The organism is Kitasatospora sp. NPDC114501, from assembly GCF_055633695.1.
Genome location: NZ_JBVKDS010000004.1, coordinates 298,643 through 312,400 on the forward strand (window position 1 = coordinate 298,643; position 13,758 = coordinate 312,400).

Genomic DNA, 13,758 nt, shown 5'->3' on the forward strand with positions numbered 1-13,758 from the left:
GGGCGGGCCGCGGCGGTGAGCCGGGGCCCGCCCGCTTCGTGCCGAGGCGGCTCAGGGCGTGTCTTCAGGAGCCGAGGGTGAAGCCGATCACCGCGCCGCCGCCCTCCCGGTTGGCCGCGAAGGCCGTCCCGCCGTGCGAGCGGGCCACCTCGTGCACGATGGCCAGGCCCAGGCCGGAGCCGGGCAGGCTGCGGGCCGCGGTGGCCCGGTAGAAGCGGTCGAAGACCCGTTCGAGGTCGGCCGCGTCGATGCCCGGGCCGCGATCGCGCACCTCCACCCGCGGACCGCGCACCACCACCTCGATCGGACTCGTCCCGGCCGGGTCGAACTTGGCGGCGTTGTCCAGCAGGTTGCCCACCGCGCGGGCCAGGGCGTCCGGCCGGGCGGTGACGACGGTTGCGTCCGCGTCCACCGTGATCTCCCGGTCGCTGCGCCGCCGGGCCTGGGCGGCGGCCTGCCGGACCACGTCGGCGAGCACCACCCCGGTCGGCCGCTCGTCCGCCCGGCGGTCCGCCGCGAGTGCCACCAGCTTCTCCACCAGCTGGGTCAACTCCCGGGCCTCGTCGGCCAGGTCGGTCATCAGGGCGGCCCGTTCGGCGGGCGGCAGCCGGTCCAGGCTGGGGAGCACCGAGAGGTTGGTGCGCAGGCTGGTCAGCGGGGTGCGCAGCTCGTGCCCGGCGTCCTGGACCAGCCGGCGCTGGTTCTCCTTGGCGGTGGCCAGCCGGACCAGCATCCGGTCGAAGGCCCGGCCGAGCCGGCCCACCTCGTCCGTTCCGGCGGCGGGCACCGGGACGTCCAACCGCCCACTGGCGGCGACCAGTTCGGCCGCTTCGGTGAGCCGGACCAGCCGTCCGGCGATTCCCCGGGCGAGCAGCCGGCCGGCCGCGCCGGCGAGCGCCGCGACGACCGCCACCAGGGCCGCCGTGCGGGTCCGCAGGGCGGTCAGCAGCTCCTCGGTGGGACCGACCTGCTGGATGATCTGGACCGCGCCGCGCCGACCGCCGAGCGAGACCACGCCGATCCGGTAGGCGCCGCCGTGCCAGTGCCGCAACCCGGTGGCGGTGCGGCCGGGCTGCTCGGCGCGGGCCAGCTCGTGGTCGGCGGGCGTCGGCGGCAGGTCGAGGCGGGCGGTGCCGGGGACGATCCGGCCGTCGGGGTCGAGGGACTGGGTGGTGACCCGGATCGGGCGCACCAGGTCGTCGCTCAGCCCGCTCGGCCCGGAGAAGTCGCCCGGGAAGAGGACCTGCCGCTCGACCTGCCGGTCGACGGAGTCGACGGCGGCGGTGAAGTCGGCGGTCTCGTCGTCCCGGATCAGCCGGGCCGCGGCGTGGTAGCCGAGTGCGCCGATCAGCACCGCGACCAGCGCGGCGATCGCGGCGAAGGCCAGCGCGAGGGTGGTGCGCAGGCCCGGGCGCGGCAGCCGGCGGAGGCGCGCCGCCGGGCCGCTCACGGCTCGCGCAGCGTGTAGCCGACGCCGCGGACGGTGTGGATCAGCGGGGCCAGGCCGGGGAGGTCGAGCTTGCGGCGCAGGTAGCCGATGAACACCGCGAGGTTCTTCGAACCGGGGCCGAAGTCGTAGCCCCAGATCCGCTCGTACAGGGTGGCCTGGTCGAGGACGGCGCCGGCGTGCCGGGCCAGCAGCTCCAGCAGGTCGAACTCGGTGCGGGAGAGTTCGAGCTCCCGGGTGGAGCGCCAGGCTCGCCGGGCCGGCGGCTCGATCCGCAGGTCGGCGACGGTCAGCACCTCGGCGGCGGGCCCGGGCGGGTGGCGGCGCAGCAGGGCGCGCAGCCGGGCGAACAGCTCGTCCACGTCGAAGGGCTTGACCAGGTAGTCGTCGGCGCCGGCGTCGAGGCCGGCGATCCGGTCCGGGACCTCGACCCGGGCGGTGAGCATCAGTACCGGGGTGCGGTCGCCGGCCGCCCGCAGCCGGCGGCAGACCTCCAGACCGTCCGGCTCGGGCATCATCACGTCGAGGACCAGGACGTCCGGGCGCTGCTCGGCGAGGATGGCCAGGGTCTGGGCGCCGTCGGCCGCGACCCGCACCCGGTAGCCCTCCAGCATCAGGGCGCGGGCGAGCGAGTCGCGGATGGCCCGGTCGTCCTCGGCGATCAGCACGGTGTGGGTCATGGCGGAGATTCTCCCCGGCGTGGTCACGGCGTTTCCGGGCGGGGCCGGGGTGTTGGGCTCGCTCCCGGGGCGGTCGGCGACGGCCGCCGGTTTCGCGCGGTGCTTCGCGGGCGTACGGTGGCCGTACGGTGGCGCGCCGCCGGGTGGGCGGGTCGCCGGGTCCGTGTCGGCACGCCCTGCCGGAGGCCGCGATGGCAGACCGGATGGTCTTCTTCACCACTCCGCGCGCGGAGCGGGCGCGGCGGGACGCGCGGGAGCGGCTGGGGGACTGGCGGGAGGTGTACCGGCCGGGGGCGCTGCTGCCGGTGGTGGGCGGGCAGGCGGGGCGGTGCATGGAGTGCGGGCTGCCGTTCTGCCACAGTGCCTGTCCGCTGGGGAACCTGGTGCCGGAGTGGAACCGGCTGGTGGCGGAGTCGGATCCGGGGTCGGGGGCTGGTACGGGGTCAGGGGCTGGGACGGGGTCGGATCCGGGGTCGGGGGCGGAGGAGCGGGGCGGGGGAGCGGACTGGCGGGCGGCCGCGGCGCGGCTGCTGGCGACCAACAACTTCCCGGAGTTCACCGGGCGGCTCTGCCCGGCGCCCTGTGAGAGCGCCTGCGTGCTGGCGATCGACGGCGCGGCGGTGACGATCAAGAACGTGGAACTGGCGATCGCCGACCGGGCCTGGGAGGCGGGCTGGGACGTGCCCCGGCCGCCCGAGTGCCGGGAGCGGGCCGGTGGTCGGCGGATCGCGGTGATCGGCTCGGGCCCGGCCGGGCTGGCCGCCGCCCAGCAGCTGACCAGGGCCGGGCACACCACCACGGTGTACGAGCGGGCCGACCGCGCGGGCGGGCTGCTGCGGTACGGCATCCCGCCGTTCCGGTTGGAGAAGCACCGGCTGGAGCGTCGGCTGGACCAGCTGCGGGCCGAGGGCGTCGACCTCCGCACCGGGGTGTGGGTCGGCCGGGACGTCCCGGGCGAGGACCTGCGGGCCGGGTACGACGCGGTGGTGGTCGCGGTGGGCGCGACCGCCTGCCGGGACCTGCCGGTGCCGGGACGGGACCTGTCCGGGGTGCACCAGGCGATCGAGTACCTGACCTGGGCGAACCGGGTGGACGAGGGCGACCGCCCGGTCTCGCCGGTGTCCGCCGAGGGACGGGACGTGGTGATCGTCGGGGGCGGGGACACGGCGGCGGACTGCCTGGGGACGGCGCTGCGCCAGCGTGCCGCGTCGGTCACCCAGTTGGACGTCAACCAGCGTCCGCCGCGGGGCCGGGACGCCGGGCAGCCCTGGCCGGTGCACCCCAAGGTCTACCGGGAGACCACCTCGCACCAGGAGGCCGGCGCCGCGGAGGCCGGGCCCCGGGTGTTCGCGGCGGCCACCGTGGGCTTCGAGCCTGGCCCGGACGGCCGACTGGCCGCCGTCCGCTTCGCCGAGGCCGAACCCGCCGACCGCAGCCCGCGGGCCGGCACCGAGCGCAGCCTGCCGGCGCAACTGGTGCTGCTCGCGCTGGGGTTCACCGGGCCGGAGCCGGACCGGCGGCTGTTCGCCCAACTCGGCCTCGCCACCGGGGCCGGGGGTGTCCTGGCGAGGGACGACGGCTTCGCCACGGCGGCGGAGGGCGTGTTCGTCGCGGGGGACGCCGGGCGCGGGCAGTCGCTGATCGTCTGGGCGATCGCCGAGGGGCGGGCGGTCGCGGCGGCGGTCGACCGGTACCTGCGGGGGTGGACGGAGCTGCCGGCGCCGATCCGGGCCTCGGCGCGCGCGCTCGCGGTGTGAGTCCGGGAGCGCCCGCGCCGGGCAGGGCTGCTGCGGGGTCCGGCGGCCCGTCGGACGGGTGCCAGCACAGGCGGGTGCCAGAACAGACGGGGTGTCAGAACAGCGGCAGGCGGCGGAGGAACACGTCCTCGACGCCGTTGGTGTCCCCGGGGACGAGAGTGCCGTCGGACGAGGTGAACACCACGGTGGTGCCGAAGGCGCCGGGGAAGGGGGCGTGCGAGGGGCCGGTGCTCTGCGAACCGTCGCCCGCCAGGCTGACCCGCTCGGTGCGGCCGGTCCACAGGTCGTGCCGGAACACGTCCTCGGCGCCGTTGGTGTCGCCGGGGACGAGGTTCGCCGCCTCAGAGCTGAAGAGGACCCACCGGTCGTCCGCGGTGATCCGGCCGTCGTAGGAGCTCAGGGTGGTCGTCGTGCCGGGCAGGCCGGCGCTGACCAGGGTCTCGGTGCCCTGCTCGAGGTCGCGGACGTAGACCTCGAAGTGGCGGTCCCACTGGGAGTCGCCGTGCAGGACCCAGGAGGAGTAGACGGCGTAGCGGCCGTCGGGGCTGATCGAGGGGTTGACCACGCCCTTGTATCCGCCGTCGGCGTCCGGGCTGGCCAGGCTCGTCCGCCCGGTACGCAGGTCGCGGGCGTACAGCGGGTAGGTGCGCGGCTTGCGGATCTCCGCGCGGGTGTCGGGTCGGGAATCGGGGAGGGCGTCGGGGAGGGCGTCGGCGCGGGAGTGGGGGCGGAACGAGTCGGCGGTGAACTCCTGGTCGGAGCCGGCCTTGAGCTCGGCGACCGCGTCCGGGGAGAGGGCGCCGGCCCGGCCCGGGTCCAGGAGGTTGGTCGCCTTGGAGATGAAGACGACCGTGTTGCCGTCGGCGCTGATCTCCGGCGCGGAGGAGGAGGCGTCCGCCTCCCTGCCGTCCGCGCCGATGCTGACCAGGCGGGTGTCGCCCGTCCAGCGGTCGGTGACGTAGATGTTGCCGCCGAACCAGGTGACCGTGCCGGGGGCGAGGTCACCGCGGTTGGACTGGTAGGCGACGTAGCGGCCGTCCCAGCTGATCGAGGGGACGCCGGAGAGCTTGCCGGTCTGCGGCGCTCCCGTCCTGCCGACGCTGATCAGCCGGGTCTCGCCGGTCCGGCGGTCGTGGACGTAGACGTCCTCGGAGCCGCGGTTGGCGTCGGGGGCGAGGTTGGTGGCGGTGGAACTGAACGCCACGTAGCGGCCGTCGCCGCTGATGGCGGCCTGGTAGGAGGCGCCGTCGGCCTGGGCGCCGCCCGGGCCCGTGTCGACCCGTTCGGTGTGGCCGGTCCACAGGTCGCGGACGAAGACGTCGGACGTGCCGTTGGTGTCGCCGGGCACCAGGTCGGCGGCCTCCGAGGTGAAGACGGCGAAGCGGCCGTCGGCGCTCAGGCCCTCGGCCTGCGAGGCTCCGGTGGCCTGGGCCTGTCCGAGGCCGACGGAGACGCGTTCCGTGCGGGAACCCGGCCAGCCGGCCGGGCCCGCTTCGGCCGGAGCGGCCTGGGCCGGTGCGGCGACGGCGGCGGCCAGTGCGGCGGCCGCGACGGCGCAGGCCGTGCGCAGCGGGCGGCGGATGCGGATCATCTGGTTCCCTCCCCTGGGATCGGCCGTGCCGCGTCGGCGGTGGACGCCGAACTCCCCGGCGGCCGGCTCGGGGTGAGCCAACCGCCGGGCGGGGCGGTCGGTCAACGGTTGTGCGCCGGGAGCGGCGCATCCGTGCCGGGAGTCCGCGGACGCGACCGAGTCGGGTACGTACGGCCGTTGCGGCGATCCGGCGACAGGGGTGTCAGGAGATCGGCGTACAGGGGGCGGAGGGTGAGGGCGTGGGAGTGCGTTGTGGGGCGCGGGGGGTGGCCCTTGGGTGAGGTCCGTCACGGGGTGGGCTCCGCGGTGGCCGGCTCGGTGCGGTGGGCCCGCTGGTCGTAGCGCCAGAGCGCGGGGATCGCGGCGGACAGCGCGGCCGAGCTGCCGAGGCAGAGCAGGCCACCGGTGCGCAGGGCCGCCCGGATGCCCTGTCGGGAGGCGAGCCCGCCGGCCCGGAGGTCGCCCAGGGCCGGTCCGGCGGAGCCGATCAGCGTCTCCAACCCGGCGGCGCGGACCCGGAGTTCGTCGGGAATGGACTGGTTCCAGATGGCGCTGCGGAAGGTGTCGCCGATCCAGTGCGCGCCGCCCGCGACGGCCAGGCAGAGCAGCACCGTCCACAGTCCCGGGGCGAACGCGGCCGCGGCCGTCGCCGCGCCGACCAGGGCGGCGGAGAGCAGGACCAGCCGGCCGTGCCGGTGCACCCGTCCCGCCCACCCGCCGGTCGCGGCGGCGAGCAGGCTGCCGGCCGCACTGGCCGAGTAGAGCAGGCCGAGCGCCCAGGTGGCGTCCAGGTCCGCGGCCAGGAACGGGAAGAGCGCGGTGGGCAGGGCGAAGACGGTGGCGGCGAGGTCGGCCAGGTAGGTGCCGATCAGGTCGGGCCGCCGGGCCGCGTACCGGGCGCCGTCGAGGAACTCGGTGAGCTGCGGCGCCTCGGCGTCCCGCGCGGAGGGGACCGGCCGGACCCGGGCGAGCAGGGCGATCGAGATCAGGAAGGTGCCGAGGTCGACCAGGTAGGCCGCCGGGACGCCGGCGGTGGCGATCAGCAGGCCGGCCGCCGCCGGGCCGGCCACGCCACCGACGCTCCAGCGCAGCGAGAGCAGGGCGCCCGCCGCCACCAACTGGTCCTGGGGAACCAGCCGGGGGACCATCGCCTCGACCGAGGGCTGCTGGATGCCCTGGAGTGCCGCGGCCACCCCGGCGGCGGCGTAGAGCGGCCAGACGGAGGGCGTGCCGAGCAGCGCGTTGGCCAGCAGCAGGGCGCTGAGGGCGGCCAGTGCGACCTCGGTGACCAGGGCGACGGTGCGGCGGTCGGCCCGGTCGGCGAGGACGCCGCCGTAGAGGCCGAACAGGACGGTGGGCACGAGTTCCACCGCGCCGACCGCGCCCACGGCCAGCGGTGAGCCGGTGAGGTCGGCGATCTGGAGCGGGATCGCCGTCATGGTGAAGATCGAGCCGAGCAGGGTGACCGTGCCGGAGGTCCAGGTCAGCCGGAAGTCCCGGGAGGACCGCCAGGGCGCGGTGTCGGGCAGCAGTCGGGACCGGAAACGGTCCCTTCCGGAGGTCGTGTCCGGTCCGGAGGTCATGAGGGGCGGGATCCCTTCGCGGCCGTCGGCGTGGCGACGGCTCTCCTTATCGCTGATAAATTCCAGCTCGGGAACTTATCGGCGATAAGGTGGGTCTGGCAAGCGATTAACCCGGGAGGTCGATCGGATGGCGCTGCGGCGCGACGAGGTGGTGCGCACGGCACTGCGCCTGCTCGACGAGGAGGGCATCGACGGGCTGACCACCCGCCGGCTCGCCCGTGAACTCGGCGTCCAGTCACCGGCGTTGTACTGGCACTTCAAGAGCAAGCGGGAACTGCTCGACCTGATGGCCGAGGCGATGCTCGCCGAGGCCCTCCCGCCCGACCGCGAGCCGGACCCGGCGCACTGGCCCGAGTGGATCGCCGCCGACGCCCGCGCCAAGCGGAACGCCCTGCTCGCCTACCGCGACGGCGCCCGGGTGCACGCCGGAACCCTGCCCACAGAGAGCGAACTCCCAGCGGTCGAGGCCCAGTTGAGTGCCCTCTGCGGGGCCGGGCTGCGCCCGCGCACGGCGCTGCGGCTGCTGCTGACCGTCGACCGCTACATCATGGGCTGGGTCACCGAGGAGCAGGCCTGGCGGCAGGACGCCGCGGACCGCGACCGGCCGCCGTTCCCGGACGAGGCGCTGAGCGAACTGCCGCTGCTGCGCGAGGCGGTCGACGTGCTGCGGATGACGGACCACGACGCCGACTTCGAGTACGGGCTGCGGGTGCTGGTCGAGGGGTTCCGCGCGGAGATCGCGCGGGAGGCGGGGGAGGCGGGAGAGGGGCGTTAGGGCCGTCAGGGCCGTCAGGGCCGGCTCCTGGATTTCGGCGGCCCCGAGGATGCGGGCTTCAGGAGCGGGCCAGGCGGAGGGCTTCGCGCAGTCGGCCGTTGGAGGCCGCGAGCAGGCGGGCGGCGGTGGGGGCGTCCACGTCCGCGAGCAGGGACAGGACCGCGTCCTTGGCCCGGCCGCCGGTCGCGGCCAGGGCGCGGTCGACCGCGGCCTCGTCGGCGCCGGTCGCCTCGGCGACGATCCGTCGGGCGCGGCCGCGCAGCTTGTCGTTGGTGGCGCGCAGGTCGACCATCAGATTTCCGTACGTCCGTCCGAGGCGGACCATCACGGCCGTGGACAGCAGGTTGAGCACCAGCTTCTGCGCCGTGCCCGCCTTGAGCCGGGTCGATCCGGCCAGGATCTCCGGTCCGACCTCCACCTCGACACCCAGCTCGGCCGCGGCCGCGAGCGCCGAGCCCCGGTTGCACGCCAGCCCGACGGTCAGCGCCCCGGCTGCCCGGGCGGCGCGGACGGCGGCCAGCGGGTAGGGCGTGCGGCCGGAGGCGGAGACGCCGACCAGGGTGTCGGCGGGGGAGAGGGCGAGTGCGGCGACGTCGGCCTCGGCGAGGTCGGTGCGGTCCTCGGCGCCCTCGGCGGCCGCCGTGACGGCCGAGCGCCCGCCCGCGATCAGGCCGACGACCAGCGCCGGATCGGTGCCGAAGGTCGGCGGGCACTCGACGGCGTCCAGCACACCGAGCCGCCCGGCCGTCCCCGCGCCGGCGTAGACCAGTCGGCCACCACGCGCCATCCGGGCGGCCACGGCGTCGACCACGGCGGCGATCCGGTCCAGCTCCCCGGCGACCACCGCGGGCACCGTGCGGTCCTCGGCGTTCATCAGGCGAAGTAGCTCGACCGTGGGCAACTGGTCGATCGCGGCCCACTCGGGGCGGACGGTCTCGGTGGCGGGAACGGCGTCACGGCTGCGGCTCATGCGCCCGCCTCGCTCGCTTCGTTCGCGCATGCGCACCTCTTCATGACTCTCCCCGGCCTCGGCCGGGGGGACCCCCATGCTGCGCTCGCTCATACGGCCAGCCTCCCCCGGTGCGAGGTGCCCGAATCCGGGCAAGCGTGGAGGGAAGGAGGTGGTGGCCGTGGAACCGACCGTTGCCGAACTGTTGGACCGGTTCGGCCGCACCTACGCGGAGGAGGCCGGGATCACGCTGCGGGACAAGCCCTCGCCGCTGTACCGGCTGCTCGTCCTGACCGTACTGTGCTCGGTGCGGATCAGCGCCGGCACCGCCACCGCGGCGGCCCGCGAACTGTCGGCCGCCGGGCTGCGGACCCCGCGTGCGATGGCCGACGCCCGGCGCGGGACGCTCATCGACGCCCTGGGCCGGGCCCACTACGTGCGCTACGACGAGAGCACCGCCACTGCGCTCGGGCAGGGGGCCGAGCTGCTGCTCGACCGCTGGCACGGCGACCTGCGGCGGCTGCGGGAGGAGGCCGGGGGCGAGTCGGAGCGGATCGGTGAGTTGCTCCGGGAGTTCCCCCGGATCGGGCCGGTCGGTGCCGGGATCTTCCGGCGCGAGGCGCAGGCGGTCTGGCCCTCGCTGCGGCCGTACTTCGACGACCGGGTGCTGGAGGAGGCCCGGACGCTCGGGCTGCCGGGTGAACCGGAAGGACTGGCGGCGCTGGTCGGGCCGGGGGACCTGGCCCGGTTGGCGGCGGCGCTGACCAGGGCGAGCCTGGCACACGTGGGGGCGGGGTGACGTGCGGGCCGTTCGGGGGCCGGCTCGGAGTCCCGAGGTCCCGGCGGTCCCAGGTCCAGGTGGTCCAGAGGTCCCGGTGGTTCCGAGCGCCCGGGCGGGTCAGGCCATCCAGAAGAAGACCGCCGTCATCCGCCGCTCGGCCAGCTCGGTGCCGTAGTAGCCGGTGGCGCTGTGGATCAGGTTGGCGTGGTAGAGGAGCAGTTGGTTGTAGCGGTTGGGGACGCGGACGTCCTCCGTGAAGTGGTCGGCCGGGACGTGGCGGGTGCCGAGCGCCTCGACCAGGTTGTTGTGAGGGGCGTTGACCAGGTTGCCGCCGAGGCGGCCGCCGGGGAACTGCTGGCGGTAGAAGCTGGTGCCGGCGTCCTTGGGGGCGCCGGGGCTGAGGTAGAGGACGGCGGCGTAGCGGCAGAGCGCGCGGGAGTCGGTGTGGGGGCGGGACTCGGACTCCCCGGCGCCGACGACCTGGACGCAGTTGTGGTTGAGCGTGCCGCCGCCCGGGGTGCTCTGCACCCAGAGCCGGGAGGCGCCGGTGGCCTTGCGGACCAGCGCCTCGACCCGCGCCAGCTCGTCGGGTTCCAGGCCCGGCATGGTGCGCAGTCCGGGCCATGTCTCGGGGCGGTGCGGGTAGCCCTCCGTCCAGTCCCCTCGGGCCAGGCAGCGTTCCCGGACGGCGTCCGGGTCGGGCAGCACGTTGTCCAGGACCCAGTAGTCCCGGCCCCGGGTGGGTTTGCGGTAGGGCAGGACCGGCAGGGCGGTGGGCCTGATGGGCTGTGGGGGCATGGGCCGACGATAGGGGCGGTGATCGTCAACGTTCTGCCGTGAGCAGGTCAACCTTTCGTCAAGGCTGCCCTGACCTGGTCCGATTCCCGGGGCGCCGGGCGCGGGGCCGGTGGTCCGGTGCTCCGGTGCTCTAGTCCTCCCGTACGGCGAAGCTCCCCAGGGCGCCCTCCAGGCGGTCGTAGGCCCGGACCGCCGAGGGGCGGACCGCGGTGGCGATCGCCGCCTGTTCCTCGCCCGCCAGGGTGCGCCGGAACACCTCGGCGAACACCGCCCGGTCGACGGCGGCGAGCAGCGCGGCGGCGACCCGGCACTCGAAGCCGACGGGTCTCTCGTGCACGGCCTCGGCCAGCGCCTCGGCGAGTGCCGTCTCGCTCTGCTCGTGCAGCTCGCGCAGCCGGGCGCCCAGCGCGGGACTGTCGAAGACGGTGCGGGCGAAGGCCTGGCCGGAGAAGCCGAGCCGGGCGTCGTGCCGGTCGAGACCGGCCAGGCAGTCGCGGCGCAGCGCGGCGAGCGCGGACTCGCCCGGCGCGCGTTCGGCGACGGTTCCGGCGAGCCGGCCGGCGAGCTCCTCGTGCAGGTCGAAGAAGAGGTCCTCCTTGCGCGGGAAGTGGTTGGTGACGGTCATCTTGGCGACGCCCGCGGCCGCCGCGACCTCGGCGATGGTCGTGCGGTCGAAGCCCCGCTCGATGAAGAGCCTGGTCGCGGCGTGCGAGATCGCCTCGCGGGTGCGGCGCTTGTTGAGCTCGCGCAGGTTCGGCGTGGTCCCGGTCTCGGTCATGGCGGGAGCGTAGCGCAGGTCGATGGGTCGAGCACAGTAATTAGGTTTGACCCAGAAGCTTGGTCCGTCCTAAGTTTCTTCCGGGCGGTCGGACCGGCCGCCCGGGTGAGCGTCCGCGAGTGTGCCGGGCGCGGGTCGGAATGACCGCGCGCGGCTTCGGGGAGCGGCTCGCCCGGAGGCGACCAGGGGAGGGCGCATGACCACATCCGTCACGGCGAAGGACCGACCGGAAGGAGTCCGGGAGGGGCAGTCGGAGCCGATTCCGCCGGGCCTGTGGAAGATGGGCGGGGTGCTCGCGCTGGGTCCGGTGCTCGCGCTGTTGGACAGCACGATCGTCAACGTCGGCATCGACCCGGTGGGCCGCGATCTGCACAGCTCGATCGGGGCGGTGCAGTGGGTGGCCACCGGGTACCTGCTGGCGATCTCGCTGACGATGCCGCTCTCGGGCTGGGCCGCGGCCCGGTTCGGTGGGCGGCGGGCGTGGCTCGCCTCGGTCGTCCTGTTCGTGCTCGGATCGGCGCTGTGCGGCCTGGCCTGGTCGACGGGCAGTCTGATCGCCTTCCGGGTGCTGCAGGGGATCGGCGGCGGGATGATCCAACCGCTTGGCCAAGCGATCATCATACAAGCGGCCGGGCCGTCCAGGGTCGGGCGGGTGATGGGCACGCTGATGCTTCCGATCAGCCTGGCCCCGGTGCTCGGCCCCATCCTCGGCGGGCTGGTGCTGGAGCACTTCGACTGGCGCTGGATGTTCCTGCTGAACGTGCCGGTCGGATTGGTGATCCTGCTGCTCGCCGCCCGCTGGCTCCCGGCTGACGAACCGTCGGAGGCGCCGAAGCCCCGGCTGGACGTGACCGGCCTGGTGCTGCTCTCGCCCGGCCTGACCGGGCTGGTCTACGGGTTCTCGACGATCGGTGACGGTGCGACGGCCGGCTGGGCCGCTCTGGGGGTCGGCACTGTGCTGGTGGCGCTCTACGGCCGGCACGCGCTGCGGGTGGGCCGCGGGGGCGTCCGCACGCCGCTGATCGACCTGCGGCTGTTCGCCCGGCGCGGCTTCAGCGTGGCGACGGCGAACAGCTTCCTGCAGGGCGCCGCGCTCTACAGCTCGATGTTCCTGGTGCCGCTGTACTACCAGCAGGTGCGGCACGCCAGCGCGGTGGAGGCCGGTCTGCTGCTGGCTCCGCAGGCCCTCGGCACGGCGGTCACCGCCATGCTGGCCGCCCGGATGACCGACCGCATCGCGCCGCGTCCGCTGATCCTGATCGGCATCGCCTGCTCCCTGGTCGGCACGATCGCGTTCACCCGACTGGGCAGTGGCTCCGAACCCGCCGGCTGGCTGATCGCCGCCTCGCTGGCACTGCGCGGCGCGGGCATGGGGATGATCGCGATACCCGGCCTGGCGGCGGTGTACGGGAGCGTCGAGAAGGACCAGGTGCCGACGGCGGCGGGTGCGGTCAACGTGCTGAACCGGGTGGGCGGAGCGCTCGGCACGGCGGTGCTCACGCTGGCACTCCAGCGGGCGCAGGACGGGCACCCGAGCCACCCGGGTGCGGCCTTCGGCGAGACCTTCTGGTGGGTGCTGGCGCTGTCCGCGCTCGCCATCGCTCCGGCGCTGCTCTACCCGAACACCCGCAAGTCCGGCTGACCGCCGGTCGGTTCCCGACCACCCAGGCATGGAGGTACCCCGTGTTCACCCGTCACCCCGACGGCCTTCGGCTGCTCAGCGTGCACGCGCACCCCGACGACGAGTCCAGCAAGGGCGCGGCCACCCTCGCCCGGTACGCCGCCGAGGGCGTCGACGTCCTGGTCGCCACCTGCACCGGGGGCGAGCGCGGCTCGGTGCTCAACCCGGCCATGGACCGGCCCGAGGTCCGCGCCGACATCGCCCGGGTCCGGCGCGAGGAGATGGCCGCGGCCCGGGAGATCCTCGGCGTGCGCCAGCAGTTCCTCGGCTTCGTCGACTCCGGGATGCCCGGGGCGGGCGAGCCGCTCCCGGAGGGCTGCTTCGCCGCCCAGCCGGTGGAACTGGCGGCGGAGCCGCTGGTCGCGCTGATCCGGGAGTTCCGCCCGCAGGTGGTGATCACCTACGACGAGACCGGTGGCTATCCGCACCCGGACCACGTGATGACCCACCGGGTCACCGCGGCGGCCCTCGAAGCCGCCGCTGACCCGGAACGCCACCCCGGGCTGGGCGGGCCCTGGCAGGTGTCCAAGCTCTACTACCACCTGGCACTCTCCCGGGCCTGGTTCCAGGCCCTGCACGACGCCGTGACGGAACGGGGCCTCCGCTCGGAGATGGGCGAGCTGCTCGCCGGCTGGCCCGACACCCCGCCCGCCCTGGCCACCACCACCCGGATAGCGTGCGCCGAGCAGTTCGCCGTACGGGACGCGGCGATGCTGGCGCACGCCACCCAGGTCCAGCCGGGTGTGGCCTTCATGGCCCACCCGCGGGACATCGAGCGCGCGGTCTGGCCGACCGAGGACTACCACCTGGCCCGGAGCCTCGTGCCGGGGCCCGGCGCGGGGCCCGACGCGGCGCCAGGGGGCGCGGCCGGGGCGGGCGAGGTCGAGACCGACCTGTTCGCCGGGCTCCGGGCGGGAGCGGGAGCGGGATGAGCCTCA

Annotated in this window: 12 protein-coding genes; 5 read left to right on the forward strand and 7 right to left on the reverse strand. The window is 75.2% G+C overall.

Going from position 1 to position 13,758, the window contains the following annotated elements; genetic code table 11:
• Nucleotides 1-64: 64 nt before the first annotated feature.
• A complete protein-coding gene (locus ACZ7RU_RS10465; RefSeq protein WP_470340476.1) occupies nucleotides 65-1,450 on the reverse strand; it encodes a sensor histidine kinase in 1,386 nt (461 codons plus the stop codon).
• Complete coding sequence (locus ACZ7RU_RS10470) at nucleotides 1,447-2,127, reverse strand: response regulator transcription factor (RefSeq protein WP_470340477.1); 681 nt, start codon at nucleotides 2,125-2,127, stop codon at nucleotides 1,447-1,449. Before ACZ7RU_RS10470 ends, ACZ7RU_RS10465 begins: the two co-directional genes overlap by 4 nt.
• Nucleotides 2,128-2,318: 191 nt before the next feature.
• Here ACZ7RU_RS10470 and ACZ7RU_RS10475 point away from each other — a divergent pair, with 191 nt between their 5' ends.
• Complete coding sequence (locus tag ACZ7RU_RS10475; RefSeq protein ID WP_470340478.1) at nucleotides 2,319-3,884, forward strand: glutamate synthase subunit beta; 1,566 nt, start codon at nucleotides 2,319-2,321, stop codon at nucleotides 3,882-3,884.
• 94 nt (nucleotides 3,885-3,978) lie between these two features.
• Here the strand turns inward: ACZ7RU_RS10475 and ACZ7RU_RS10480 are convergent, their stop codons facing one another.
• Both ACZ7RU_RS10480 and ACZ7RU_RS10485 read right to left on the reverse strand, forming a co-directional pair.
• Nucleotides 3,979-5,475, reverse strand: a complete 1,497-nt coding sequence (locus ACZ7RU_RS10480; RefSeq protein WP_470340479.1) for a TolB family protein — start codon at nucleotides 5,473-5,475, stop codon at nucleotides 3,979-3,981.
• A gap of 287 nt (nucleotides 5,476-5,762) precedes the next feature.
• Nucleotides 5,763-7,058 carry an MFS transporter gene (locus ACZ7RU_RS10485; RefSeq protein WP_470340480.1) on the reverse strand — a complete coding sequence of 432 codons (1,296 nt, stop codon included), beginning with the start codon at nucleotides 7,056-7,058 and terminating at the stop codon, nucleotides 5,763-5,765.
• Between the two features lie 127 nt (nucleotides 7,059-7,185).
• On the opposite strand from ACZ7RU_RS10485, the gene ACZ7RU_RS10490 reads away from it, so the two are divergent.
• Nucleotides 7,186-7,833 carry a TetR/AcrR family transcriptional regulator C-terminal domain-containing protein gene (locus tag ACZ7RU_RS10490; protein WP_470340481.1) on the forward strand — a complete coding sequence of 216 codons (648 nt, stop codon included), beginning with the start codon at nucleotides 7,186-7,188 and terminating at the stop codon, nucleotides 7,831-7,833.
• Nucleotides 7,834-7,891: 58 nt separating this feature from the next.
• Here ACZ7RU_RS10490 and murQ read toward each other — a convergent pair whose 3' ends face one another.
• Nucleotides 7,892-8,803 carry an N-acetylmuramic acid 6-phosphate etherase gene (murQ, locus tag ACZ7RU_RS10495; RefSeq protein ID WP_470340482.1) on the reverse strand — a complete coding sequence of 304 codons (912 nt, stop codon included), beginning with the start codon at nucleotides 8,801-8,803 and terminating at the stop codon, nucleotides 7,892-7,894.
• Nucleotides 8,804-8,963: 160 nt separating this feature from the next.
• On the opposite strand from murQ, the gene ACZ7RU_RS10500 reads away from it, so the two are divergent.
• Entirely contained in the window at nucleotides 8,964-9,581 is a 618-nt protein-coding gene (locus ACZ7RU_RS10500; RefSeq protein WP_470340483.1) for an endonuclease, read from the forward strand.
• 99 nt (nucleotides 9,582-9,680) lie between these two features.
• Here ACZ7RU_RS10500 and ACZ7RU_RS10505 read toward each other — a convergent pair whose 3' ends face one another.
• On the reverse strand, nucleotides 9,681-10,361 hold the full coding sequence (locus tag ACZ7RU_RS10505; RefSeq protein ID WP_470340484.1) for a DUF6445 family protein: 681 nt from the start codon (nucleotides 10,359-10,361) through the stop codon (nucleotides 9,681-9,683).
• Nucleotides 10,362-10,491: 130 nt separating this feature from the next.
• The gene (locus ACZ7RU_RS10510; protein WP_470340485.1) at nucleotides 10,492-11,139 is read right to left on the reverse strand and encodes a TetR/AcrR family transcriptional regulator; all 648 of its coding nucleotides are present in this window, start codon (nucleotides 11,137-11,139) and stop codon (nucleotides 10,492-10,494) included.
• A 196-nt stretch (nucleotides 11,140-11,335) separates the two neighbouring features.
• On the opposite strand from ACZ7RU_RS10510, the gene ACZ7RU_RS10515 reads away from it, so the two are divergent.
• Both ACZ7RU_RS10515 and mca read left to right on the forward strand, forming a co-directional pair.
• Complete coding sequence (locus ACZ7RU_RS10515) at nucleotides 11,336-12,781, forward strand: MDR family MFS transporter (RefSeq protein WP_470340486.1); 1,446 nt, start codon at nucleotides 11,336-11,338, stop codon at nucleotides 12,779-12,781.
• Nucleotides 12,782-12,822: 41 nt separating this feature from the next.
• Entirely contained in the window at nucleotides 12,823-13,752 is a 930-nt protein-coding gene (gene mca / locus ACZ7RU_RS10520) for a mycothiol conjugate amidase Mca (RefSeq protein WP_470340487.1), read from the forward strand.
• Nucleotides 13,753-13,758 lie beyond the last annotated feature (6 nt).